This window comes from Nonomuraea wenchangensis (assembly GCF_900111685.1).
Lineage (GTDB): Bacteria > Actinomycetota > Actinomycetes > Streptosporangiales > Streptosporangiaceae > Nonomuraea > Nonomuraea wenchangensis.
Genome location: NZ_FOHX01000005.1, coordinates 102,308 through 124,975, shown reverse-complemented (window position 1 = coordinate 124,975; position 22,668 = coordinate 102,308). Strand labels below are relative to the sequence as shown.

Genomic DNA, 22,668 nt, shown 5'->3' with positions numbered 1-22,668 from the left:
CTATTGGACCGAGCGTCAAGTAATGTGACCGAAGTGAAACAGGCCGATACGTTCTGTTCGCGGTGTTTGGCGCTCGACCGGGGTGGCAGGGGACCTCGGACAAGCCGTACATGGGAGGACGAAGCGCCATGACCAACCCACAGCAGCCAGAACTACGCAGATCAGGCAAATCGGCGACCGAGTCCAAGTCCGCGAACGCCATTCCCGAGACGAGGAGCGGCGGCAAGCGCTCGGCGCGGCCCCACGGCACCGACAAGGGCGGCAAAGGCGGCGGCAAGGGCGGCGGCGTGCCCCCCGGACAGCAGTCTCCGCACCCGGAGTGAGCGCCGCCGTGAAAGGGAGCATCCAGTTCATCGGGAACGCGACGACGCTGATCCGCTACAACGGCTTCACGCTGCTGACGGATCCCAACTTCCTGCACCGGGGACAGCTCGCCTACCTGGGCCACGGCCTGGTCTCACGCCGCCGTACGAACCCCGCCCTGGAGATCGAGGACCTGCCGACCCTGGACGCGGTCGTGCTCTCGCACATGCACGGCGACCACTGGGACCGGGTCACCCGCAGGGGCCTGGACCGCGACACGCCCATCGTGACCACGCTCTCCGCGGCCGGCAAGCTCCGCCGCCGGGGCTTCGGCCAGAGCGTCGGCCTGCGGCAGTGGCAGCAGCACGAGTTGCGCAACGCGCAGGGCAGCGTCACGATCACCGCCCTGCCCGCCCGGCACGCGCCGGGGCCGCTGGAGCGGCTGCTGCCGCCGGTCATCGGGACGATGCTGGAGTTCCGTGACCGCGACGAACGGGTGGAGCTGCGCCTGCACATCAGCGGTGACACGCTGCTCGACCGCCGGCTCGACGCGATCCCGCGCCGCTTCCCGGAGATCGACGTGGCACTCGTCCACCTGGGCGGGACCAAGCTGCTCGGGGCCGTGCTCGTGACCATGGACGGCAGCCAGGGCGCCTCTTGGGTGGACCTGCTCGATCCGCGTACGGTCGTGCCGATCCACTACGACGACTACACCGTCTTCACCTCACCGCTGGACGACTTCCGGCACCATGTGGAACAGGCGGGCCTGGGCGACCGAGTGGTCTACCTGGATCGGGGCGAGACACGAGAGCTCTCCCCCCACCAAATCGCCCGCCACTGACCGCCACCACTGATCGCCGCCTTTCTCCGCCACTATTGGGCGCCGTCACTGGCCTGCCACGGCGCTCGGGTGCCTCCCGGGCGCCCACGGCGTCAGCCTGTCCGGCGCCCACGGCGTCAGCGTGCCAGGCTACGGGGCATCAGGCTCCGGGGTGCCCGGGGCGTCAGTCTTCCTGGTGGCGGGCGCGGCTGGGTTGCACGCGCATCGGCTCGCCCGGCATTTTCGGATAGTTGGGTGGGTAGGGCATGTCGCCGCGATCGTCCTTGGCGTAGAGCTCCAGCAGCGGCTCGATCGAGTAGGCGTGGTCGTCGATGGCCGCGTGCACGTCGCCCAGCTCGGCGAAGCGGGCGGGCACGGTGCGGATGTCGAAGTCGCGCGGGTCGGCGTCGGCCAGCTCGTCCCAGGTCAGCGGGGTGGAGACGGGCGCGTGTGGCTGGGCGCGCACGGAGTAGGCGCTGACGACGGTGCGGTCGCGGGCGTTCTGGTTGAAGTCGATGAAGACCCGCTGCCCGCGCTCCTCCTTCCACCAGGCGGTGGTGACCAGGCCGGGATCGCGCTCCTCGACCGCCCTGGCCAGGGCGATGCCGGCGTGGCGGACCTGGATGAAGTCCCATCTCGGCTCGATGCGGACGGCGATGTGCGCGCCGCGGTTGCCGGAGGTCTTGACGAAGCCGGTCATGCCCAGCTCGCCGAGGACGTCCCTGGTCAGGAAGGCGGCCCGGCGCGCGGCGTCGAAGTCGAGGCCGGGCTGCGGGTCGAGGTCGATGCGCAGCTCGTCGGGGTGCTCGACGTCGGCTGCCCGCACCTGCCAGGGGTGGAAGTCGATGGTGCCGAGGTTGGCGCAGTAGGCGAGCGCGGCGACCTCGGTGACGCGCAGGGACTGCGCCGTGCGGCCGCTCGGGAAGGTGACGGTGACCGACTGGAGCCAGTCGGGATGCTTGGGCGGCATGCGTTTCTGGTAGATGGCCTCGGTCTGCACGCCGTCGGGATGGCGCTTGATGTTGGTCGGGCGGTCGCGCAACGCCCGCAGCGCGCCCTCGCCGACGCTGACGTAATAGTCCACCAGCTCGCGCTTCGTGGCGCCGAGCTGCGGGAAGTAGACCTTGTCGGGGTTGGTCACCTTGACGGTGCGCTCCCCCACCTCTAGCTCGATGAACGGCGATGCCATGCCCAGGAACCTACAGCCCTTCTCCGACAGAAACGGGGTGGGAGGCCGGTCGCGGGCAGGGTGGGCCCGCCCCGGAGCACTTCTCGGTGGCGGGACCGAGGGCTCGACAGGGCGGGCCTGCAGACCGTCCACCGCCGTTCCGGGCGCTGGCGCGCCACCCGGCCGGCCGTTCTGACCCCTTCAGCGGCGCCAGCACGGGCGTGGGCTGTGCCGCTCATCGGGTCCGCGGACGATCTCACCCCTTCGCAGGAGGCGATGACACCCCCTTACCGACAAAGACGCGAATTCTCCCCAGAATGGATGCTTCACCCTGCGGAGATCTCTTTTTGCCGGATCTCGCACTTCGGCCGTCTCGTACTCTGGGGGTATGGAAAAGGTCGTCAAGAGCGAGGCCGAATGGCGGTCGCAGCTCTCCCCGGAGGAGTACCACGTCCTCAGGGAGGCCGGGACCGAGCGCCCGTTCACGGGGGAGTACGTCGACACCAAGGTCGAGGGCGTCTACTCGTGCCGCGCCTGCGGCGCCGAGTTGTTCCGCTCCGACACGAAGTTCGAGTCGCACTGCGGGTGGCCGAGCTTCTACGCCCCCTCCGAGTCGGACGCGGTGAAGCTGATCGAGGACCGCAGCCTCGGCATGGTGCGCACCGAGGTGCGGTGCGAGAGATGCGACTCGCACCTGGGGCACGTCTTCCACGGTGAGGGCTACCCCACGCCCACCGACGATCGCTACTGCATCAACTCGGTGTCGCTGCGCCTCGAACCCAAGGCGTGATCACTCAGCGACTCCGCGTACCAATCTTGGGCCACGGGTAAGCCTCCCCGCGTGCGGTTCATCCATCTCCGCCACCGGTGGGTGACGATCGAGACCATCGGCCGGGTCGTCACCCAGCGGTGCGAGGTGTGCGCGAAGACGCGCGTACGGGTGCGTTGACGCGGCGGTGCCGCTCCTCATTCCGGGGCGGGGTGGGTGAGGGTGCAGCTGCGGTCGGAGGGGCCGAGGATGTTGGCGAGCACGGGGTTGCCGTTCCCGCCGAGGCGCGCGTGCACGAACACGACGCGCCGGGTCGCTCCGGCGGCGCGCAGGTAGTCCATTCCGCGTTCGCACAGGACGACGGCGGTGCGGGAGTTGCGCGCGGACTCCGGCAGGTTTGTGTAGATGCGTAAATATCCGCCGACGGAGCGGATGTCCGTGACGCGGCTCTGAGCCCTTTCGGTGGGGCTCCAGTGTGCGCGGAAGTAGTCCATCGCGCGGTGGTCGGTGTGCGAGGACGGGCCGTCGGCACGGTAGTCGTCGATGCTGTAGTTGTCAGGGCTGTAGTCGTCCGTGCGGTAGCCGTCGGCCGTGTCCGTGCCGGGGATGGCGAGCAGGCCCTCGTCCAGGGGCGGGGTGACGCCGGGGATCGAGTCCGCGTCGGCGGTTGCCGGGGCGGGTGCGGTCGTGGCCTCGCCGCCCTTGCGTGCGTCCGCCGGCGCGGCGGTCCGTCTGGGGGCTGCCGTTCCCCGGGACGTGGTGGACGCGTTCGGACTCCCCTGGGCTGCCGGGCGGCCTGCGTCGCTCGCCCCGGACGGGACGCCCGCTCGTGGCCCCGTACCGTCCGCTCGGCCGGGCGACGCCGGACCGTCCGGTCGCGTACCGCCCGGCAGCGCGGCCGGTCCCGCACCACTCATCCCGCCGCCGGCCACCGCGCCGCCGAACACCGCGCCGCCGGCGAGCGCCACCGCCACTCCCCCGGCCAGCACGAGCGCCCCAACGACCATCGCGACCACCGGACGCGCAAAGGCCGGACGCGCAGCAGCCGGCCCTGTAGAAGCCGGACCGGCCGCATCCTTCCGCGCCCGGCGCCCCGTCGGCCCACGGCCCCACAGCCCGCGTTCCCCCGCCCCGCGCCACCGCAGGTCGCGCCGCGACCGCCGGGCCGCGTGCCGTCCGCCCGTGTGCCTGCGGCTTTCCGGCCGCGGGGCCTGCTCTCGCCGCGCCGGATCCAGGTCCGGCGTGTGGCTGGGCTTGGCGGATGGTCGCATCCCGGCCTCCTTCACCCCCGTGGGCCCCGGATCGGGGCTTGCCGGTGTAGGACGCCTACGATCACACTACGGTTGTGGCGCAGGACGAGATCCTGAGATGTCATGAGTTGCGCAAGGCGTTCGGCGATCTCGTGGCGGTCGCCGACGTCGGCTTCGCCATCGCCGCCGGTGAGACGTACGGACTGCTGGGCCCCAACGGCGCGGGCAAGACGACCACGATCTCAATGATCGCCGGCATCCTCGACCGCGACGGCGGCGAGGTGCTGGTCTGCGGCCGGCCGCACGGCCCGTCGAGCACCTGGGGCAAGCGCCGCATCGGCTACGTCCCCCAGGAGCTCGCCCTCTACCCCGACCTCACCGCCCGCGAGAACCTGCGTTTCTTCGCCCGCCTCCACGGTCTGGGCCGCGCCGAGGCCCGCCGCCGCATCGACGAGGTGCTGGCCGTCGTCGGCCTCACCGGCCGGGCCGAGGACGCGGTCAAGGAGTTCTCCGGCGGCATGAAGCGCCGGCTCAACCTCGGCGTCGGCCTCCTGCACCGCCCTCCCCTGCTGATCCTGGACGAGCCCACCGCGGGCGTGGACCCGCAGAGCCGCAACGCCATCCTGGAGAGCGTCGCCGCCCTCGCCGGCGAGGGGACCGCGATCCTCTACACCACCCACTACATGGAGGAGGCCGAACGCCTCTGCGACCGCATCGGCATCCTCGACCTCGGCCGGATCAGGGCCGAGGGCACCCGCAGGGAGCTGGTCGCCCTGGTGGGCGAGCTGGACCGGATCACGCTGACGGTCGAGGGCCCGCGGGTCGTGCCGTCGCTGCAGGCGCTGCCCGAGGTGCGCGCGGCCACCGGGCACGAGGGCCGCGTCGAGGTGATGGTCGAGGACGCCGGCCGGGCGCTGCCCCGGGTGCTCGGCGCGGCCACGGACGCGGGCGTGACCGTACGCGCGGTCGAGGTGCACGAGCCGAACCTGGAGTCGGTGTTCCTGCACCTCACCGGCAAGGCGCTGCGGGACTGACATGCGCGCGACCCTCCTCGTCATGGCGAAGGACCTGCGCCAGCGGGTACGCGACCGCTCGCTGTTCCTGCTCGCGCTGGTGGTGCCGTTCGGTCTGGCGGCCGTGTTCAGCCTGGTGTTCAGGGGCATCGACGCGCAGGCGGCGCCGACGATCGCACTGGCCGACCGGGACGGCGGGCCGGTCGTCACCGCGTTCGCCGAGCAGGCGCTGCGCCCCCTGGAGCGGGGCGGCGTCATCAGGCTGCGCCCGGTCGCGGAGGAACGGGAGGCGCGGGAGGCGGTGGAGCGGGGCGAGGCGGACGCCGCCTACGTCGTCCCGCCCGGGTTCAGCGACGCGGTGACCGAGGGCCGGCCCGCCACCCTCCAGATCATCGGCGACTCCGGCCAGGGCGCGTACATCGCCCGCGCGGTCGCCGAGTCGTTCGCCGCCGAGGTCCGCTACGTGCAGGTGACGCTCGCGGTCGTGGACGGCGGGACGTTCGAGGGGGCGACGCTGGTCCCCCGCCCGGTCGCGGTCGAGGAGCTGGGGGCGGAGCGGCGGCAGCTCTCGCTTGCGGAGGGGTTCGCGGCCGGGATGGCGGTGTTCTTCCTCTTCTTCACCGTGCAGTTCGGCTTCAGCTCGGTCCTGGACGAGCGCCGCGACGGCACCCTGGCCCGGCTGCTGGCCGCGCCGGTCCCGCGGACCGCGATCGCGCTGGCCAAGCTGCTGACGGGGGTCGTCGCCGGCGTCGCCGCCACGGCCGTCCTCATGAGCGCCTCCGCACTGCTGCTGGGCGCGCGCTGGGGCCACCCGCTGGGCGTGGGGCTGCTCGTCGTGGCGGGCGTGCTGGCCGCGAGCGGGGTCATGGCGCTGGTGGCTACGGTGGCGAGGACCGCCGAGCAGGCGGGAAACCTGCAGAGCGTCGTCGCGGTGCTGTGCGGCGTGCTCGGCGGCGTGTTCGTGCCCGTCCAGCAGCTCGGCGGGGCCTTCGCCGCGCTCAGCCTGCTCACCCCGCACCGCTGGTTCCTGCAGGGCCTCGCCGACCTGCACGGGGAGCACGCGCCTGCGGTCGCGCCAGGGCCGACGCTGGCGCTGCTCGCCTTCGCGGCGGTCACGACCGGGGTCGCGCTCCTCCGGGTGGGAAGGATGTTGCGGCCATGACAGCGGCGACGGCCATGACGATCGCGCGGGCCGCCGGGGCGATCGCCTGGGCGAACCTGGTCCGGCTCTTCCGCGACCGGACGAACGTCTTCTTCGTGGTCATCTTCCCGATCGTGCTGATCATGGTGTTGGGGCTGTCGTTCGGCTCCGGCTTCCGTCCCCCGCTCGGCGTCGTGAACGGCGACGGCGGCCCCCGGGCGACCGAGCTGGTACGGGCCCTGGAGGCGGCCGGGCACCGGATCGTGCCGGTGAGCGGCGACGCCGAGGCGCGCGACGCGGTCGAGCACGGCAGGCTGTCCGGCGCGCTGATCGTCCCGGCCGGGTACGACCGCGCACTGCGCGCCTACACCCCCGTCACGCTGGCGCTCATCGGCCGGGACGAGCCCGCGGCCCACCGGCTCGGCGCCGCGCTGAACGCCGTGGTCACCCGGGTGACGATGCCGGCGCGGGCCGCCGCGTACGCGCGGAGCGCCGGCGTCTCCGGCGGCTTCGACGAGCTGGTGGCGAGGGCGGAGGCCGCTCCCGCGCCCGGCGTCACGGTCGCCGTGAGCGCCGCCGGGGCGGCCGGCCCGTCCCCTCTGGGCGGCTATGAGGTCGCCGCGACCTCGCAACTGCTTCTGTTCATGTTCCTGACCTCGCTGAACGCCGCCTCGGCGGTCATCGAGACGCGGTCGCTCGGGATCTCGCGCCGGATGTACGCCGCCCCGGTGCCGGTCGGCGTCATCCTGCTCGGCGAGGCCGCGGGCCGGGTGGCCGTGGCCCTGCTCCAGGGCCTGGTCATCATGGCCGGGTCGGCGCTGCTGTTCGGGGTGCGCTGGGGTGACCCGGCCGGCGCGGCCCTGCTGCTGGTGGCGTTCGCGCTGGTGAGCGGCGGGGCCGCGATGCTGCTCGGGGCGGCGGCGCGCACCGGGCAGCAGGCGAACGCGCTGGGCCTGCTGCTCGCCCTGGGCCTGGCCGCGGCCGGCGGCGCGATGGCGCCGCTGGAGTTCTTCCCCGCGCCCATGCGCCTCCTCGCGCACGTCACCCCGCACGCCTGGGCCCTGGACGGCTTCGCCGAGCTGCTGCGCGGGGACGCCGGTCTGGCCGGCGTCCTGCCGCAGCTCGGCGTGCTGACCGGTTACGCGGCGGCGCTCCTCGCGCTCGGCGCGTGGCGCCTGCGCGCCGCCCTGACCCGATAGAGCCCGCTAGGGAAGGGCTTCGACCAGCTCGCGCACCGGCTTGCGGGCGCCGGTGTAGAACGGGATCTCGACCCGGGTGTGGCGCCGGGCCGCGGCGCCGCGCAGCGTACGCATGAGGTCGACGATGCGGTGCAGCTCGTCGGCCTCGAAGGCGAGCATCCACTCGTAGTCGTTGAGCGAGAAGCAGGAGACGGTGTTGGCCCGCACGTCGGGGTAGTCGCGCGCCATCCGGCCGTGCTCGGCCAGCATCGCCCGCCGCTCGGAGTCCTCCAGGAGGTACCACTCGTAGGAGCGGACGAACGGGTAGACGCTGACGTAGGCGCGCGGCTCCTCCTCGGCGAGGAAGGCCGGGATGTGCGACTTGTTGAACTCGGCCGGCCGGTGCAGCGCCATGGCCGACCAGACGGGCCTGCTGTGCCGGCCGAGCGCCGTACGGCGGAAGCGGGAGTAGACGTCCTGCAGGTCCTCCGGCGTCGGCGCGTGCCACCAGAACATGAAGTCGGCGTCGGCCCGCAGCCCGGAGACGTCGTAGACCCCCCTGGTCACGACGTCCTTGCCCGCGGCCTGCTCCAGCAGCTCCTCGACCTCGCCCGCCAGACCGTCGCGGTCGGCGGGGCACGGCTCGGTCGCCTGGAAGACCGACCACATGGTGTAGCGGATCACCTGGTTGAGATCGCGGGCCTTCGGCCGCGGAGCTCCTTCTGTCATCGTTCCTCTTCTCCTCGCTGGGACAGCTGGTCCAAGATCCGGGCGGCCGCCGTACGGGCGGTGCCGATGCAGGCCGGGATGCCGATGCCGTCGTAGGCCGCGCCGCACACGGCGAGCCCCGGCTCGACCGCGACCGCCGCGCGCACCCGCGCCACCCGGTCGAGGTGGCCCACGTTGTACTGGGGCAGCCCGCCTCCCCAGCGGGTGACCCGGCTGTCGACCGGCAGGCCGCGCGCGCCCATCACCTCGGCCATCTCGGCGATGGCGAGCGACACCAGCTCGGCGTCCTCGCGCTGGAGCAGGTGCTCCTCGCCCAGGCGGCCGATCGAGCAGCGCAGGATCACCAGGTCCTTGGCCAGGTGGGGCCACTTCACGGAGCTGAACGTCACCGCCTTGACCGGGCGGCGCTCGACGGCCGGCACGAGGTAGCCGCTGCGGGCGGGCGGCTGCGGGAACGCCGACAGCGGGTAGGCGAGCGTGACGACGGCCATGCTGGCGTACTCGATCCTGGCCAGCTCGGCCGCCGCCTTCGGCGCCTCGTCCTGGAGCAGGCGGGCGGCGGCGGGGCCCGGCGCGGCGACGATCACGGCGTCGGCCTCGACGGTCTCGGGCCTCGGCACCGGCCCGGTCACCAGGCGCCAGCCCTGACCGACGCGGCGCAGCTCGCGTACGGTGACGCCGGTCCTGACGTCGGCCCCCGACGCCTTGGCGACCGCCTCGGGCAGCGTGCCGACGCCGCCGCGCAGGGTCGTGAAGACCGGCCCGGCGTTCTTGGGGGTCTCCTCGACCAGGTGGCGGGCGGCCGACAGCAGTGAGCGCTCGGAGCGGGCCACGGCCGCCACGCGGGGCATCGTGGCCTCCAGCGAGAGCAGGTCGGCGCGGCCCGCGTAGACACCGCCGAGCAGCGGCTCGACCAGCCGGTCGACGATCTCGCCGCCCATCCTGGCGCGGATGTAGGCGGCCACGGACACGTCGGTGCGGACGAGCGTGGCGGGCAGGATCTGGTCGAGCGGCACGCGCAGCAGCCCGGCGGGCGAGATGATGCCGGACTTGGCCAGCTCGGTCAGGTCGGCGGGCACGCCCATGACCTGGCCCTTCGGCATGGCGTGCAGGGCGCCTCTGGAGTAGATGGCCGAGCTGGTGGTGCCCGGGAAGACCAGCTCGTCGCCGAGGCCGACCGCCCTCGCCAGCTCGGCGCCCTCGGGGCGGCGGGCCAGCATGGCCTCCGCGCCGGCGTCCACGCTCACCCCGGCGACCTCGGAGGCGTGCAGCTTGCCGCCGATGCGCGGGCTCGACTCCAGCACGGTGACCTTGACCCGTTCGTCCGCGCCCTGGCGGATGTACCACGCGGCGGCGAGGCCGGAGATCCCTCCGCCGATCACGACGACGTGCGCCCGATTCCCTTCCACGCCTCCTGACGCTACCGCCTCGGCGGGCCGCCCACCTGCGCGGGGCGCGTGACCGGACCGTGATTCATGCCATCAAACCGATCCGCCCGCCGAACCGTCTTCAAGACATGAGGAGATTCCGGTACGGCATCACGTCATCGCTCGCGGCAGCCGTTCTGCTCCTGGCGGGCTGCGGCGGCGGGGGCGCGACGGTCCAGAGCGCGTCCGCGCCCGCTGTGGAGCAGCAGGCCGACATGGCGGCGGAGGCCCGGCCGATGCCCACGGCCTCGAAGGCGGCCCAGCGCGACGCCAAGGCCGATCAGGCGGGCCTGGTCTCCAAGGTCGAGGTGACCAAGCAGGACCGCCAGGTCATCTACACCGGCAGCATGACCGTCCGGGTCAAGCAGGTCGGCGACGCCGTCGAGCAGGCCAAGCAGATCGTCACCGCGGCCGGCGGCTATCTGTCCAGCGAGCAGAGCAGCTCGGCCAGCAAGGCGCGGGAGACCGCGACTCTGGAGTTCAAGATCCCGCCGACCGGCTACAACGCCGCGCTCGGCCGGCTCGGCAAGGAGCTCGGCACCCAGACCTCCATGAAGCAGTCCACCCAGGACGTCACGCTCCAGGTCGCCGACGTCGAGAGCCGGCTCAAGTCGGCCGAGCGGTCGCTGGAGTCGCTGCGTACGCTGCTGAAGCGGGCCGACACGATCGGCCAGGTGCTGGACGTCGAGCGCGAGATCGCCTCCCGGGAGGCGGACCTGGAGTCGTTGCAGGCGCAGCAGAAGGAGCTGGCCACGCAGGTCGCGATGGCGACGCTCACGCTGCGGCTGCTCGGACCGGTGGCCGAGGCGGCGCAGCCCGAGGAGGAGTCCGACGGGTTCCTCGCCGGGCTGAAGAGCGGCTGGAAGGCGCTCCTCTCCAGCCTGGTGGTGCTGCTCACGCTGCTCGGCGCGGTGCTGCCGTGGCTGCTGGTCTCGCTGCCGCTGGTGGCGCTGCTGGTCTATCTGGTGCGCCGCGACCGCGCCCGCCGCGACCGTCGCGTCCACCAGGGCGGCCTGCCGGCCGCCCCGCCCTCCCGCCCGGCCGACCCGGACGCCGGGACCGCGTGATCCGAGCCGAGGCCGCGTGACCCGAGCCCGAGGCCGCCTGCCTCGGACCCCGGACCCCGGGCCCTGTGATCCGGGGTCAGGGGGTGTGCTCGTGGACCAGCTCGGTGAGGCGCTTGAGCTGGTCGGGGTCGGTCGAGGGCAGGACACCGTGGCCGAGGTTGAACACGTGCCCCTCGGCGGCGCGCCCCTGCCGCAGCACCTCGCGCGCCTTGCGCTCGACGAACTCCCACGGGGCGAGCAGCACGGCCGGGTCGAGGTTGCCCTGCAGCGCCTTGCCCGGCCCCACGCGGCGGGCCGCCTCGTCGAGCGGCACCCGCCAGTCGACGCCGACGACGTCGGCGCCCGCCTCGCCGAGCAGGCCGAGCAGCTCGCCGGTGCCGACGCCGAAGTGGATGCGCGGGACGTCGGGGAGGCCCTCGAAGATGCGCCGGGTGTACGGCAGGATGAACTCGCGGTAGTCGGCGGGCGCCACCGCGCCGACCCAGGAGTCGAAGAGCTGCACGGCCGAGGCGCCGGCCGCCACCTGGACGCGCAGGTGCGCAAGGACGATGCCGGTCAGCCGCTCCATGAGGTCGTGCCAGAGCTCGGGGGCGCCGTACATCATGGCCTTGGTGCGGTCGTGGTTCTTCGACGGGCCGCCCTCGATCAGATAGGACCCCAGCGTGAACGGCGCTCCCGCGAACCCGATCAGCGGCGTGCCGCCCAGCTCGCCGGTGAGCGCCCGGATCGACTCGGTCACGAACGGCACGTCGTCCGGCTCCAGCGGCCGCAGGGCCGCGAGCCCCTTGGCGTCGCGGATGGGGTCGGCGACGACCGGCCCGATCCCCGGCTTGATGTCGAGGTCGATGCCGATGGCCTTGAGCGGCACCACGATGTCGCTGAAGTAGATGGCCGCGTCGACGCCGTAGCGGCGGACCGGCTGCATGGTGATCTCGACGATCAGGTCGGGGGTCGCGCACGCGGTGAGCATGGGGACCCCCTCGCGCACCCTGAGGTATTCCGGCAGCGAGCGCCCTGCCTGGCGCATGTACCAGACCGGGGTGTGCGGAACGGGCTGGCGGCGGCAGGCACGCAGGAACGCGGAGTCGGCGAGATTCACGCCTCAAGGGTGCCATGGCCGGTCACCGGTCCCGCCATCGGCGTGAGATGACGCGCGGTGTCGGAAAAAGATGCATTGGACACCCAAAATCATGATCAGATAGCAAGATGAAGGTTTACCGGTCTGCTCGGCATCGGCGTCCCGTGCGGGTCGAGCACACCCCACGACCGAGCAGAGAGCCGGTCCCGGCTGCGTCAAATGTTCACCAACCCACCGCGCGGCACCGATTCAGCGACCACTTTCGGGACACGCCGAGCGCGTTGCGGGGAATTGTCAGCGGCTCGTGCCAACGTCGGAGCCACGACCCGAAGAAAGGCCCCGTTGCGATGTCCGCGTTGTGGAGTTCCCCAGAGCGCCGTAGTGAGCGCTGCGCTTCCTGCGGTGGCGATCGGCCCTTCGAGCAGCCCCCGTGCCCCGACGGGCACGAGCCGGGCGAGTGCCCCGAGTGGGCCTGCTCCGGCTGCGGCCACGCGATCGTCCTCGGCTCCGCCGAGACCGCCCGACCGGTTCGCCAGCTTGTTACGGCTTTGGCTTGATCACCAAGGATGCGCACCCCCGTGGTCCCCTTCCGCCCGACATCGACCTACGCTTCGGCTATGCCACTCGGTGACCAGCCACCGCCTCCGGCCACGTTCATACGCGCGGCCCAGAGCCTCCGGCTGTCCGAGGTCCGGCCGGAGATCGAGCTGGAGGACCTGCCCGCGCCCCAGCGGCTGGCCCCCTACTCGGCCGCGATCGGCGCGTCCGTCTACCGCGACGACGACGAGCTCGCGGTCGGCCGGCTGATCCTCCTCTACGACCCCGACGGCCAGCGCGGCTGGGAGGGGCCGTTCCGGCTGGTCGCCTACGTGCGGGCCGACATGGAGCCGGAGATCACCTCCGACCCGCTGCTCGGGCCGGTCGTGTGGAGCTGGCTCACCGAGACTCTGGAGTCCCATCAGGCCGACTACTCGGCCGCCGGCGGTACCGTGACTAGAGCCGTGTCCGAGGGGTTCGGCAACAAGGCCGAGGATCCGGTCACGACCGAGCTGGAGCTGAGAGCCTCCTGGTCTCCCGCACAGGAGGATCTGTCCGGCCATGTCGCCGCCTGGTGCGACCTGATGTGCCTGGCCGCGGGCATCCCGCCGCTCCCGCCGGACGTGGCCGCGCTGCCCCGGCGACGTGATGATCCGGAGAGTGACCGTACGAAGTGAGGGCACCAGTCGACACCGCACGAGCGTCATGAGGTCGGTGAGCTCATGACAGAAGAACGAACCGTCGAGCCGCTGCTCGAACCCCGCGAGGGCATCCCCCCGGTGATCGCCGACGCGGACGGCCTGGCGAGGATGGTGGAGCGTTTCGCCGCGGGCGACGGTCCCGTCGCCGTGGACGCCGAACGCGCCTCCGGCTACCGCTACGGCAACCGCGCCTACCTGGTGCAGCTCCGCCGGGCGGGATCGGGCACGGCGTTGATCGACCCGATCGCCTGCCCCGACCTGTCCGCGCTGGACGCCGCCGTGGCCGAGGCGGAGATCGTGCTGCACGCCGCCTCGCAGGACCTGCCGTGCCTGCTGGAGGTGGGCTTCCGGCCCCGGGAGATGTTCGACACCGAGCTCGCCGGCCGGCTGCTCGGCTACGAGCGGGTGGGGCTCGGCACGATGGTGGAGACCGTGCTCGGGCTGCGGCTGGAGAAGGGCCACTCGGCCGCCGACTGGTCCACCCGGCCGCTGCCGGAGGACTGGCTGCGCTACGCGGCGCTCGACGTCGAGGTGCTGGTGGAGCTCCGTGACGTGCTCCACGCGCAGCTCACGGAGAGCGGGAAGCTGGAGTGGGCGCGCGAGGAGTTCGCCGCCGTGCTCGGCACGCCGCCGCCCGTGCCGCGCTCCGACCCGTGGCGGCGCACCTCGGGCATCCACAAGGTACGCAACGTGCGGGCCCTCGCCATCGTGCGCGAGCTGTGGCTCATGCGCGACCGCATCGCCCGCGAGGCCGACCTCGCGCCGGGGCGGGTGCTGCCCGACGCGGCCATCGTCACGGCGGCGCTGGAAGGGCCGCGCACCAAGAAGGCGCTGACCGAGATCTCCGCCTTCACCGGGCGCAGCGCCCGGCGGCACATGAGCGACTGGCTGGCCGCCGTGCACCGCGCCCGCAACCTGCCCGAGAGCCAGCTCCCGGCCCCCAGCACGCCGGGCGACGGGCCGCCGCCGCCCAACCGCTGGGCCGACCGCGACCCGGCCGCCGCCAAGCGCCTGGCCGCCGCGCGGGCCGTCATCGCGGCGCTGGCCGACGAGCACCACATGCCGACCGAGAACCTGCTGCAGCCGGACGCGGTGCGCCGGCTCACCTGGGAGCCTCCCGACGACCTCGACGACGAGACCGTCGCCGGGCGGCTGCGCGCCCTGGGCGCCCGGGAGTGGCAGATCTCCCTCACCGCCCACCTCCTCGCCAAGGCCCTGTCCCGGCTGCGGATCCGGGGCGAGCTCTGACCCTTCGGGGCAGAAGCGCTCTCGTGATCACCACGAGAGCGCTTCTGTCCTGGCGGTACTCGGAGGGCGCCGAAACCCCGTCGACAAGGCCGCCACCGGCCGTCTAGGTTGCAGATCATGTCAGAGAGCCCCGTCGGCGGTCGGTGCGACTGCGGCGCGGTCGCCGGGCCCCTGGGCGTGTGCGTGGACTATTACCACGCCATCCTCTCCGAAGAGCAGGCCGATCCGCGGATGTACAGGTGGCACGCGCCCGTGGTCTGCGCGTATCTCCTGCAGCATCCTTCCGGAGCGCACGAGAAGTACCTCGACGGGCAGTTCCGTCAGTTGCAGCTCTACCTGGACAAGGGCCTGGACGCGCTGCTTCGCGTGGCGGCTCGTCAGGTGGCCAGGAACGGTCACAGGGCGCGGGCGGGCTACGACATGAGCCCGCTGGCGGCGTACGAGCCGCTCCCGACCGGCGGACCTCCCGGGCACTTCCGCGCCTCGTTCTGCGGGCTGCCGTTCAGGGGCGGCAGCTTCGTGTTCGACGGGCATCAGGCGTACGGGCGCCGCATCGAGCTCATCGCCGAGGCGACCGTGGAGTCCTGGAGATCCATCCAGGCGTCGTGAGGGGACTTGACGTGTTCGGGCGCGCAGCCGTACCGTTCGGGAAAGCGCTTTCCCCGTTTTGTCCCGAAGGGATCCTTATGAGCGTGCGCACCATCGGCGTCGTGATGAACGGCGTCACCGGACGGATGGGCTACCGCCAGCATCTGGTCCGTTCCGTCTTGGCCATCAACGAGCAGGGCGGCGTGACGCTCTCGGACGGCGACCGGGTGAAGCTGCGGCCCGTCCTCGTCGGCAGGAGCGCGGGCAAGCTCGCCGACATCGCGGCCAGGCACGCGATCCCCGACTTCACCACCGACCTCGACGCCGCACTCGCCGACGACGACAACCTGATCTACTTCGACGCCCAGGTGACCAGCGCCCGCGTGAAGGCCGTGCTGAAGGCCATCGAGGCGGGCAAGCACATCTACGCGGAGAAGCCCACCGCCGAGTCGGCGCAGGAGGCGGTCGCGCTGGCCGAGGCCGCCACCGCCAAGGGCGTCAAGAACGGCGTGGTGCAGGACAAGCTGTTCCTGCCCGGCCTGCTGAAGCTGAAGCGGCTGATCGACGGCGGCTTCTTCGGCCGGATCCTGTCGGTGCGCGGCGAGTTCGGTTACTGGGTGTTCGAGGGCGACTGGCAGGAGGCCCAGCGCCCGTCCTGGAACTACCGCGCCGAGGACGGCGGCGGCATCGTGCTCGACATGTTCCCGCACTGGCACTACGTGCTGGAGAACCTGTTCGGCCGGGTCGAGTCGGTCTACGCCCGCGCCGTGACGCACATCCCCTCCCGGGTGGACGAGCAGGGCGTCACCTACCAGGCCACCGCGGACGACGCAGCGTACGGCGTGTTCGAGCTCGAAGGCGGCGTCATCGCGCAGATCAACTCGTCCTGGGCGGTCCGCGTCAACCGCGACGAGCTGGTGGAGTTCCAGGTGGACGGCACGCACGGCAGCGCCGTCGCGGGGCTGCGCAACTGCCGCGCCCAGCACCGCTCGGCCACGCCGAAGCCGGTCTGGAACCCCGACCTGCCGGTCACCGCGCGCTTCCGCGACGACTGGCAGGAGGTGCCGGACAACGGGGAGTTCGACAACGGGTTCAAGATCCAGTGGGAGGCGTTCGTCCGGCACGTGCTGGAGGACGCGCCCTTCCCCAACGACTTCGCCTCGGGCGCGCGCGGCGTCCAGCTCGCCGAGCTGGGGCTGCGTTCGTCGGCCGAGGGCCGCAGGATCGAGGTGCCGCAGCTGTGAGGATCGACCTGCCGGGGCACGGCGCGTACACGTTGCGGGAGCGTACGGACTGGCCGGTCTCCGCCTCGCCGGCCGCGAGCCGGGTCGCCTACGCCGCCGCCCACGTGGTGGCCGACCCGCTCGGCGACAACACGCCCGGCTCCCCCGCCGCCGTGGACTGGGACGCCACCCTCCGCTTCCGCCACCATCTGTGGGCGCACGGCCTGCGGATCGCCGACGCGATGGACACCGCGCAGCGCAACATGGGCCTGGACTGGGCGGCGACCGCCGAGCTGATCCGGCGCACCGCCGCCGAGGCCCGTACGCTCGGCGACCCGGCCACGCTGGTGTCGTGCGGCGCGGGCACCGACCACGCGCCGGACGCCGCCGACCTGGACACGATCACCGCCGCCTACGCCGAGCAGATCGAGACCGTCCAGGCGGCGGGCGCGGGCGTGATCGTCATGGCCTCCCGCCAGCTCGCCAGGGTCGCCACGGGCCCCGGCGACTACCACCGGGTGTACGGCAAGCTCTTCGGCCTGGCCGAACGCCCGGTGATCCTGCACTGGCTGGGCGAGATGTTCGACCCGCAGCTGGCCGGCTACTGGGGCTCGCGGGACGTGGCGGCGGCGACGGAGTCGTTCCTGGAGCTGGTGCACGCCCACGCCGCGGCGGTGGACGGCGTGAAGGTGTCGCTGCTGGACGAGGAGCACGAGGTGCGGCTGCGCGCCGCGCTCCCCGAGGGGGTGCGGCTCTACACCGGCGACGACTTCAACTATCCGTCGCTGATCGCCGGCGGCTCGCACGCGCTGCTCGGCATCTTCGACGCCATCGCCCCTGCGGCCGCGGCGGCGCTGCGCGAGCTGGACGCCGCCGAGGCGGGCGACGAGGCGGCCAGGGCCCGCTACGAGGCGATCCTGGCCCCGACCGTCCCGCTGTCGCGCAAGATCTTCGAGTCGCCGACCTACCACTACAAGACCGGCATCGTCTTCCTGTCCTGGCTGAACGGCCACCAGGACGCCTTCGCCATGGTCAACGGCGCGCAGTCGGCCCGCTCGCTGCTCCACCTGGCCGAGGTGTTCCGCCTGGCCGACCAGGCGGGGCTGCTGGCCGATCCGGAGCTCGCGGTGCGCCGCATGTCGGCGCTGCTGGCGGTGAACGGCCTGTGAGCCTGTCACTCAACCAGTGGACGACGCGGCGGTGGTCCGTGGCCGAGGCCGTGGACGGCTGCGCGCGGCACGGCCTGGAGGCGATCGGGCTGTGGCGGGAGAAGGTGGCCGAGCAGGGCCTCGCGGCCAGCGCCAAGCTGGTACGTGACGCCGGCCTGCGGGTGTCGTCCCTGTGCAGGGGCGGCTTCCTGACGACCGGCGGCGAGGCGTTCGCCGCCGCGCTGGCCGACAACCGGCGGGCCGTCGACGAGGCGGCCGAACTGGCGGCGGCCTGCCTGGTGCTGGTGGTCGGCGGCCTGCCCGGGGTGAAGCCGGGCGAGCCGTTGTCCGAGACGGCCGGGCGGGACCTGGCGGGCGCGCGGGAGCGGGTGGCCGAGGCGCTGGCCGAGCTGGCGCCGTACGCCGGGGAGCGGGGCGTCAAGCTCGCCCTGGAGCCGCTGCACCCGGTCTACTGCCCCGACCGGGCGGTTGTGTCCACGCTGGGCCAGGCGCTCGACCTGGCCCTGGCCTACCCCGAGGAGCAGGTCGGCGTCGTGGTGGACACCTTCCACGTGTGGTGGGACCCGCGCCTGTTCGCCGACGTGGCGCGGGCCGGCCGCCGGATCGCGAGCTACCAGGTGTGCGACTACCTGCATCCGCTGCCCGCGGACGTGCTGCTCGGGCGGGGCATGATGGGCGACGGGGTGATCGACTTCCCGCCGATCACCCGCGCCGTCCTGGACGCCGGTTATACCGGCGACGTCGAGGTGGAGATCTTCAACGCCGACGTCTGGGCCGCCGACCCTGACGAGGTGCTGGCCACCATGAAGGCCCGCTACGCGGAGGTCGTACGAGCCTGATCCGGCACCGACGGCGTGACCGTGCCGGCCGCGCCGTCGAGCTCGATCTCCTGCCCGGTCGTGATGCGGTGGGTGGCGTCGGGGACGCCGACGACGGCCGGGATGCCGTACTCACGGGCCACCACCGCGCCGTGCGACATGGCCCCGCCCATCTCCATGACCAGCCCGCCCGCCGTCAGGAACAGCGGCGTCCAGCCCGGGTCGGTGGAGGGGCAGACCAGGATCTCGCCCGGCTCCAGGTGCGCGCCGACGGGGTCGAGCACGACGCGGGCCCGGCCGGTGACCGTGCCGGCCGAGGCCGGGGTGCCGGTGAGCGCGCCCTCGGCCGCCGGGGAGGCCAGCGCCTCGGGCTCGGTGCCGTCGGACAGCAGCATCCGGGGCACGTGCCGGCGGCGCGACTCGCGTTCGTACTCGGCCTTGCGCCGCGCCACCAGCTCCCGCAGGTCGCCGCCGGCCAGCGCGGCCCTGGCCTCGCGCAGGTCGAGGAAGAACACGTCGCCGGGCGCGTCCAGCACGCCCAGCCCGGTCAGGTGCTCCCCGACGGCGAGCAGGCTGTGCCGCACCCCGGACAGCGCCCTGACGAGGTAGAACTTGGGCAGCTCGCGCAGCCCGGCATAGGTACGGGTGCGCCGCAGCGCGAACCGCGTCACGGGGGCCCGCCACCGGCCTTTGGCGCGGGCCGCGGCGACCACGCGGGCGGCGGCCTCCCGCGCCTGGGCCTCGCCCTTGGCGAACAGCGCGGCGGGCGCGAGGTCGGAGCCGGCGTCCATGCGCAGGTAGTTGGCCAGCGCGCCGAGGATATGGGCGGGCTCCTCCGACCAGCGGGGCACGCCGAGGTCGATCTCGGCGACGCCGCGGTGGCCGTACTCGGCGAGAAACGCGGCGACGCCGCGCTGCGCGACCGGCGGCAGCTCGCCGGCCTCGTAGCGGCGGACCAGCTCGGCGACCGTCAGCTCGGCGAACGGCTCCGGCTCGACGCGGGTGGCCAGCTCCCACAGCTTCAGGTCCATCTCGGTGGTGGGGTTGTGCGGGAGGCCGCGGAGCACGTCCTGCATCTCGGCCAGCGACAGACCGGAGAGCCGGCCGGCCAGCGCGAACAGGCCGTAGCCGATGATCACGATCGGCATCACGGAGACGATCGACGGGAACGTGCCGGCCAGCAGCCGCTCGGCGTGGTCCAGGCGTTGCGCGGGCGTGGCGGTGGCGGGCACCCGCAGCCGCCGGTCGAGCACCTCGCCGACCAGGCGGGTGTAGCCGAGCGCGCGTTCCGGCGCGGTGAGCGCCAGGAACGCCCGCGAGGGCAGGTGGACGCGCCGGGCGAAGCGGGCCAGGCCGCGCAGGAACGGGCGGCGCGAGGAGCGGGCGAGCTCCAGGCGCGGATCGTCGAACAGCCGCCGCACGAGGGTCACGCCGCGGGCCTCGCCGAGGGTGAGGACGCGAGGCAGGATGGCCCGGCCGGGGCGGCTGCGTACCGCGGTGGTGAGGTCGAGCCAGATTCGCTGCCCTGAGACGGACATGAAGGCCGGGCCGTCGAGCGGGTCGGCCGGGCCGTGGCCGGCGATGCCCGCCGCTCCCCCGCCGAGCAGCCGGAACGCCGCCAGACCCATCGGGGTGAGCGGGCCCATGACGCCCTGGACGACGTTGAGCGAGAGGTAGACGCGCAGGCCGGGCCGGGCCGGCTCGGGCAGCGGGTAGAGCGTGGTGATCGGCCTGGCCTGGGTGAGCCAGAGCGCGCCGCCGGCGTCGACGGCCCACTCGGTGTCCTGGGGCGCGCCGTAGTGGTCCTCGACGCGGCGGCCCAGCTCGGCCAGGCGCAGCACCTCGGCGTCGGTGAGGCAGAATCCGTCGTGAGCGGTCTCGACGCGTTCGGTGCCGCCGCCGGGCAGCGGGCGGACGGCCACGCGCTTGTCGCCGGCCCGGCGCTCCAGGATCTCGCCGTCGTACGCCACGAAGCGGTCGGGGTTGACCGCGCCGGAGACGACGGCCTCGCCGAGCCCAGGGCTGGCGTCGATGACGGTCTCGCGCCGCCGCCCGGTGACCGGGTTGGCGGTGAACATCACGCCCGCCACCCGCGCGTCCACCATGACCTGGACGACCACGGCGAGGCGGACGGCGGCGTGGTCGATGCCGTTGGCCTCGCGGTAGGCCACCGCGCGGTCGGTCCAGAGCGAGGCCCAGCAGCGGCGTACGGCCTCGATCACGGCCTCGGCGCCGACGACGTTGAGATAGGTGTCCTGCTGCCCGGCGAAGCTGGCGAACGGCAGGTCCTCGGCGGTGGCCGACGAGCGCACGGCCACCGCCACGTCAGGGCCGAGCGCCGCGTAGCGCTTGACGATCGTCTCGTGGACGTCCTCGGGGACCCGCGCCTCCAGCAGGTGCCGCCGGGCGCGCTCGGCGAGCGTGTCGTCCGGCGTCAGGTCGAGGCCGGTGGCGGCCAGGCCGTAGGCGTCGGTGGTCAGCACCCAGCCGGGCGGGACGGGCAGCCCCGCGCGGGTGAGCTCGCCGAGGTTCGCGGCCTTGCCGCCGACCTCGGCGAGCATGCCGCCGTCGATCTCGGAGAAGTCCAGTGCCGTGTTCATCGTGTGCGCCCCTGCCGTTCAGCGTCCTGTCATCAGTGTCACGCCTGCCGGGCAGAAATTCAACACCTGATGAAAAATGGATCACCGCTCCAGGGGCGCGCCGTCCAGGTCCCAGGCCGGCTCGATCGCCACGCCCAGCGCGGCCAGGGCCGTCGGGCCCACGTCCACCAGGCGCGGAGCGGCGAGCCGCCGCCCGCCGAGGTCCCGGCCGAGGTGGTGGGCGATGACGAAGACCGTGCGCTCCTCGTCTGATACGCCGCCGTGGCCGCCCTCGTCCACGTGGCCGTGGTCGGTGGTGACGAGGACGGTCCAGTGCTCCTCCCGGTACGCCGGCCGGGCGCGCACGGCGTCCAGCAGGCGGCCCAGGTGCGCGTCCTGGGTCTGGAGTGCGGCGGCGTACTCGGGGCAGCGGGGGCCGAGCTCGTGGGCGACCTCGTCGGTGTCGCCGAGGTAGACGAAGACCGCGTCGGGGTCGTCCTCGCCGAGGTGGCGCTCGGCGGCGGCGGTCACCCGCTCGTCGGCCGCGCTCCAGCCGCCCTCGCAGGTGTAGCCGTCCAGGACGAAACGGTGGTCGATGGCCGGGCCGAAGGCGCCGTGCTCGGCGAGCGCGGCCCAGGAGAAGAACGCCGAGGTCACCAGGTCGGGGCGGACATTCTTCGCCCGCGTCAGGAAGTCCGGAAATTTCATGAAACGGGGGTCGGCGAAGGCGTTGTCCACGACGCCGTGCTTGTCGGGCCACACCCCCGTCGCGATGGACGACCAGCCGGGGCCCGAGTCGGTGCGCGAGCGGATCGCCCGACCGCCGTCGCCCGGCTCGGGGCTCTTCGGCACGACCTCGCCGATCGACTCGGTGCGCGGCGCGCCGGCCTCGCCGTAGGGGAGCATGCTGGTGCCGTACGCGCCGGCGGACATCAGCGCGGTCAGGACCGGCGCGCCCGAGGCGGCCAGCAGGTCGAAGCGCAACCCGTCCATGCCGACCACGAGGACCTTGTTCCTCGCCGTGTTGGATCTTGCCATGTTAGATGCGGACATACCGCTATCTAAGCGGCACAAGCCGGTCGGCTCAGCCCGTGAAGCGCCGCACCCAGGCCGCCGCGCCCGGCAGGATCTCCTCGACCGGCGCGACGTGCGGATACCACGTCCGCTCCCACTCCAGCGACACCCAGCCTGTGTAGCCGGCCGCGCGCAGCAGGGCGCCCGCCTCCTCCAGCGGCACCGAGCCCGCCCCCAGAGGGACCGGCGTGGTGTCCTCGGCCGAGACCGCGTCCTTGATCTGCACGTACGCGAGGTGCGGGCCGAGCGCGGCCAGCGACTCTGCCGGCGGCTCGCCGTGCCGCCAGGGGTGCAGCACGTCCCAGATCGCGCCCGTGACGCCGGGGAGGGCGGCCGCGTCGAGCAGCCCGGCCACGGCCGCGCAGGTCGCCATCGCGTCGTGCGTCTCGACCAGCACCCGGACGCCGAGCCCGGCGGCGCTCCCGGCGACCGCCCTCAGCCGCCGCGCGCCGATCGCCGGGTCCGCGCCGCGCGGGAACACCCGCACCCCGGGCGCGCCCAGGTCGGCGGCCAGACGCAGGTCGGCGAGGAGGGCATCGGTGACCGGCTCGTCCGGCCCCGGCTCGCAGATCCTGACATATCCCGCCAAGGCGGCGATCTCCAGGCCCGCGTCCTCCACTCTGGCCCGCACCGCGCGCCGCTCCGCCGCGTCCAGCCCGGCGTGCACCCCGGTGTCCGGATGCAGGCGCAGCTCCAGCCCTTCGCACCCGTGCCGCGCCGCGAGCTCCACGGCCCGGCCGAGCCCTTCGCCGGGCATCCCCAGCGTGCTGACCGCCAGCCTCACTCGG

General features: G+C 73.2%; 21 protein-coding genes. 13 read left to right on the top strand and 8 right to left on the bottom strand.

Translation table 11 applies throughout. The features are described from left to right. Positions 1-128 precede the first annotated feature (128 nt). Positions 129-323: a hypothetical protein gene (locus BMW85_RS16350; protein WP_091082109.1), complete on the top strand. Its 195-nt coding sequence runs from the start codon at positions 129-131 to the stop codon at positions 321-323. An 8-nt stretch (positions 324-331) separates the two neighbouring features. Then, on the top strand, positions 332-1,144 hold the full coding sequence (locus tag BMW85_RS16345) for an MBL fold metallo-hydrolase (RefSeq protein WP_091082864.1): 813 nt from the start codon (positions 332-334) through the stop codon (positions 1,142-1,144). 163 nt (positions 1,145-1,307) lie between these two features. On the opposite strand, the gene ligD is transcribed toward BMW85_RS16345, so the two are convergent. After that, positions 1,308-2,312 (bottom strand): non-homologous end-joining DNA ligase, encoded by a 1,005-nt coding sequence (ligD, locus tag BMW85_RS16340; RefSeq protein WP_091082107.1) that lies wholly within the window; start codon positions 2,310-2,312, stop codon positions 1,308-1,310. 367 nt (positions 2,313-2,679) lie between these two features. On the opposite strand from ligD, the gene msrB reads away from it, so the two are divergent. After that, positions 2,680-3,081, top strand: coding sequence for a peptide-methionine (R)-S-oxide reductase MsrB (gene msrB / locus BMW85_RS16335; RefSeq protein WP_020542927.1), 402 nt, complete (start codon positions 2,680-2,682; stop codon positions 3,079-3,081). 176 nt (positions 3,082-3,257) lie between these two features. On the opposite strand, the gene BMW85_RS16330 is transcribed toward msrB, so the two are convergent. After that, the gene (locus tag BMW85_RS16330; protein WP_143082307.1) at positions 3,258-4,067 is read right to left on the bottom strand and encodes a hypothetical protein; all 810 of its coding nucleotides are present in this window, start codon (positions 4,065-4,067) and stop codon (positions 3,258-3,260) included. Positions 4,068-4,405: 338 nt separating this feature from the next. Here BMW85_RS16330 and BMW85_RS16325 point away from each other — a divergent pair, with 338 nt between their 5' ends. From BMW85_RS16325 to BMW85_RS16315, 3 genes are read left to right on the top strand one after another with little or no spacing between them, the layout of a single operon-like run. Next, positions 4,406-5,344, top strand: a complete 939-nt coding sequence (locus tag BMW85_RS16325) for an ABC transporter ATP-binding protein (protein ID WP_245774836.1) — start codon at positions 4,406-4,408, stop codon at positions 5,342-5,344. A gap of 1 nt (position 5,345) precedes the next feature. Next, on the top strand, positions 5,346-6,485 hold the full coding sequence (locus tag BMW85_RS16320; protein WP_091082102.1) for an ABC transporter permease: 1,140 nt from the start codon (positions 5,346-5,348) through the stop codon (positions 6,483-6,485). Then, on the top strand, positions 6,482-7,663 hold the full coding sequence (locus tag BMW85_RS16315) for an ABC transporter permease (protein ID WP_091082100.1): 1,182 nt from the start codon (positions 6,482-6,484) through the stop codon (positions 7,661-7,663). Before BMW85_RS16320 ends, BMW85_RS16315 begins: the two co-directional genes overlap by 4 nt. Before the next feature lie 6 nt (positions 7,664-7,669). On the opposite strand, the gene hemQ is transcribed toward BMW85_RS16315, so the two are convergent. Together hemQ and hemG are read right to left on the bottom strand one after the other, a co-directional pair. Then, entirely contained in the window at positions 7,670-8,371 is a 702-nt protein-coding gene (gene hemQ, locus BMW85_RS16310) for a hydrogen peroxide-dependent heme synthase (RefSeq protein WP_091082099.1), read from the bottom strand. Further along, positions 8,368-9,780, bottom strand: a complete 1,413-nt coding sequence (gene hemG, locus BMW85_RS16305) for a protoporphyrinogen oxidase (RefSeq protein WP_245774835.1) — start codon at positions 9,778-9,780, stop codon at positions 8,368-8,370. The genes hemQ and hemG overlap by 4 nt, the downstream gene beginning before the upstream one ends. A 107-nt stretch (positions 9,781-9,887) precedes the next feature. Here hemG and BMW85_RS16300 point away from each other — a divergent pair, with 107 nt between their 5' ends. Beyond that, positions 9,888-10,865 carry a DUF4349 domain-containing protein gene (locus BMW85_RS16300; RefSeq protein WP_091082097.1) on the top strand — a complete coding sequence of 326 codons (978 nt, stop codon included), beginning with the start codon at positions 9,888-9,890 and terminating at the stop codon, positions 10,863-10,865. A gap of 76 nt (positions 10,866-10,941) precedes the next feature. Here the strand turns inward: BMW85_RS16300 and hemE are convergent, their stop codons facing one another. After that, complete coding sequence (gene hemE, locus BMW85_RS16295) at positions 10,942-11,940, bottom strand: uroporphyrinogen decarboxylase (protein WP_218155837.1); 999 nt, start codon at positions 11,938-11,940, stop codon at positions 10,942-10,944. A gap of 620 nt (positions 11,941-12,560) precedes the next feature. On the opposite strand from hemE, the gene BMW85_RS16285 reads away from it, so the two are divergent. The 6 genes from BMW85_RS16285 (at position 12,561) to BMW85_RS16260 (ending at position 18,248) form a co-directional block, all read left to right on the top strand. Continuing rightward, positions 12,561-13,157 (top strand): DUF3000 domain-containing protein, encoded by a 597-nt coding sequence (locus tag BMW85_RS16285; RefSeq protein WP_091082093.1) that lies wholly within the window; start codon positions 12,561-12,563, stop codon positions 13,155-13,157. Between the two features lie 45 nt (positions 13,158-13,202). Next, positions 13,203-14,429, top strand: coding sequence for a ribonuclease D (locus BMW85_RS16280; protein WP_091082092.1), 1,227 nt, complete (start codon positions 13,203-13,205; stop codon positions 14,427-14,429). Positions 14,430-14,546: 117 nt separating this feature from the next. Continuing rightward, positions 14,547-15,038, top strand: coding sequence for a DUF5946 family protein (locus BMW85_RS16275; RefSeq protein ID WP_143082306.1), 492 nt, complete (start codon positions 14,547-14,549; stop codon positions 15,036-15,038). Positions 15,039-15,115: 77 nt separating this feature from the next. Continuing rightward, positions 15,116-16,261: a Gfo/Idh/MocA family protein gene (locus BMW85_RS16270; RefSeq protein WP_091082089.1), complete on the top strand. Its 1,146-nt coding sequence runs from the start codon at positions 15,116-15,118 to the stop codon at positions 16,259-16,261. After that, positions 16,258-17,409 (top strand): dihydrodipicolinate synthase family protein, encoded by a 1,152-nt coding sequence (locus BMW85_RS16265; RefSeq protein WP_091082087.1) that lies wholly within the window; start codon positions 16,258-16,260, stop codon positions 17,407-17,409. Before BMW85_RS16270 ends, BMW85_RS16265 begins: the two co-directional genes overlap by 4 nt. After that, positions 17,406-18,248, top strand: coding sequence for a sugar phosphate isomerase/epimerase family protein (locus BMW85_RS16260; protein ID WP_091082086.1), 843 nt, complete (start codon positions 17,406-17,408; stop codon positions 18,246-18,248). Before BMW85_RS16265 ends, BMW85_RS16260 begins: the two co-directional genes overlap by 4 nt. Here BMW85_RS16260 and BMW85_RS16255 read toward each other — a convergent pair. From BMW85_RS16255 to BMW85_RS16245, 3 genes are all read right to left on the bottom strand, one after another. Then, the gene (locus BMW85_RS16255; RefSeq protein WP_091082084.1) at positions 18,224-20,827 is read right to left on the bottom strand and encodes a PEP/pyruvate-binding domain-containing protein; all 2,604 of its coding nucleotides are present in this window, start codon (positions 20,825-20,827) and stop codon (positions 18,224-18,226) included. The genes BMW85_RS16260 and BMW85_RS16255 overlap by 25 nt on opposite strands. A gap of 81 nt (positions 20,828-20,908) precedes the next feature. Continuing rightward, positions 20,909-21,844 carry an alkaline phosphatase family protein gene (locus BMW85_RS16250; RefSeq protein WP_091082083.1) on the bottom strand — a complete coding sequence of 312 codons (936 nt, stop codon included), beginning with the start codon at positions 21,842-21,844 and terminating at the stop codon, positions 20,909-20,911. 46 nt (positions 21,845-21,890) lie between these two features. Continuing rightward, a complete protein-coding gene (locus BMW85_RS16245) occupies positions 21,891-22,664 on the bottom strand; it encodes a sugar phosphate isomerase/epimerase family protein (protein ID WP_091082081.1) in 774 nt (257 codons plus the stop codon). Positions 22,665-22,668: the final 4 nt, after the last annotated feature.

Excerpts from the sequence above, each read along its gene's own strand:
- BMW85_RS16350 (WP_091082109.1), top strand. The coding sequence starts at position 129 with ATGACCAACCCACAGCAGCCAGAACTACGCAGATCAGGCAAATCGGCG.
- ligD (WP_091082107.1), bottom strand. The coding sequence starts at position 2,312 with ATGGCATCGCCGTTCATCGAGCTAGAGGTGGGGGAGCGCACCGTCAAG.
- msrB (WP_020542927.1), top strand. The coding sequence starts at position 2,680 with ATGGAAAAGGTCGTCAAGAGCGAGGCCGAATGGCGGTCGCAGCTCTCC.
- BMW85_RS16330 (WP_143082307.1), bottom strand. The coding sequence starts at position 4,067 with ATGGTCGTTGGGGCGCTCGTGCTGGCCGGGGGAGTGGCGGTGGCGCTC.
- BMW85_RS16320 (WP_091082102.1), top strand. The coding sequence starts at position 5,346 with ATGCGCGCGACCCTCCTCGTCATGGCGAAGGACCTGCGCCAGCGGGTA.
- BMW85_RS16315 (WP_091082100.1), top strand. The coding sequence starts at position 6,482 with ATGACAGCGGCGACGGCCATGACGATCGCGCGGGCCGCCGGGGCGATC.
- hemQ (WP_091082099.1), bottom strand. The coding sequence starts at position 8,371 with ATGACAGAAGGAGCTCCGCGGCCGAAGGCCCGCGATCTCAACCAGGTG.
- BMW85_RS16300 (WP_091082097.1), top strand. The coding sequence starts at position 9,888 with ATGAGGAGATTCCGGTACGGCATCACGTCATCGCTCGCGGCAGCCGTT.
- BMW85_RS16285 (WP_091082093.1), top strand. The coding sequence starts at position 12,561 with ATGCCACTCGGTGACCAGCCACCGCCTCCGGCCACGTTCATACGCGCG.
- BMW85_RS16280 (WP_091082092.1), top strand. The coding sequence starts at position 13,203 with ATGACAGAAGAACGAACCGTCGAGCCGCTGCTCGAACCCCGCGAGGGC.
- BMW85_RS16275 (WP_143082306.1), top strand. The coding sequence starts at position 14,547 with ATGTCAGAGAGCCCCGTCGGCGGTCGGTGCGACTGCGGCGCGGTCGCC.
- BMW85_RS16270 (WP_091082089.1), top strand. The coding sequence starts at position 15,116 with ATGAGCGTGCGCACCATCGGCGTCGTGATGAACGGCGTCACCGGACGG.
- BMW85_RS16255 (WP_091082084.1), bottom strand. The coding sequence starts at position 20,827 with ATGAACACGGCACTGGACTTCTCCGAGATCGACGGCGGCATGCTCGCC.
- BMW85_RS16250 (WP_091082083.1), bottom strand. The coding sequence starts at position 21,844 with ATGGCAAGATCCAACACGGCGAGGAACAAGGTCCTCGTGGTCGGCATG.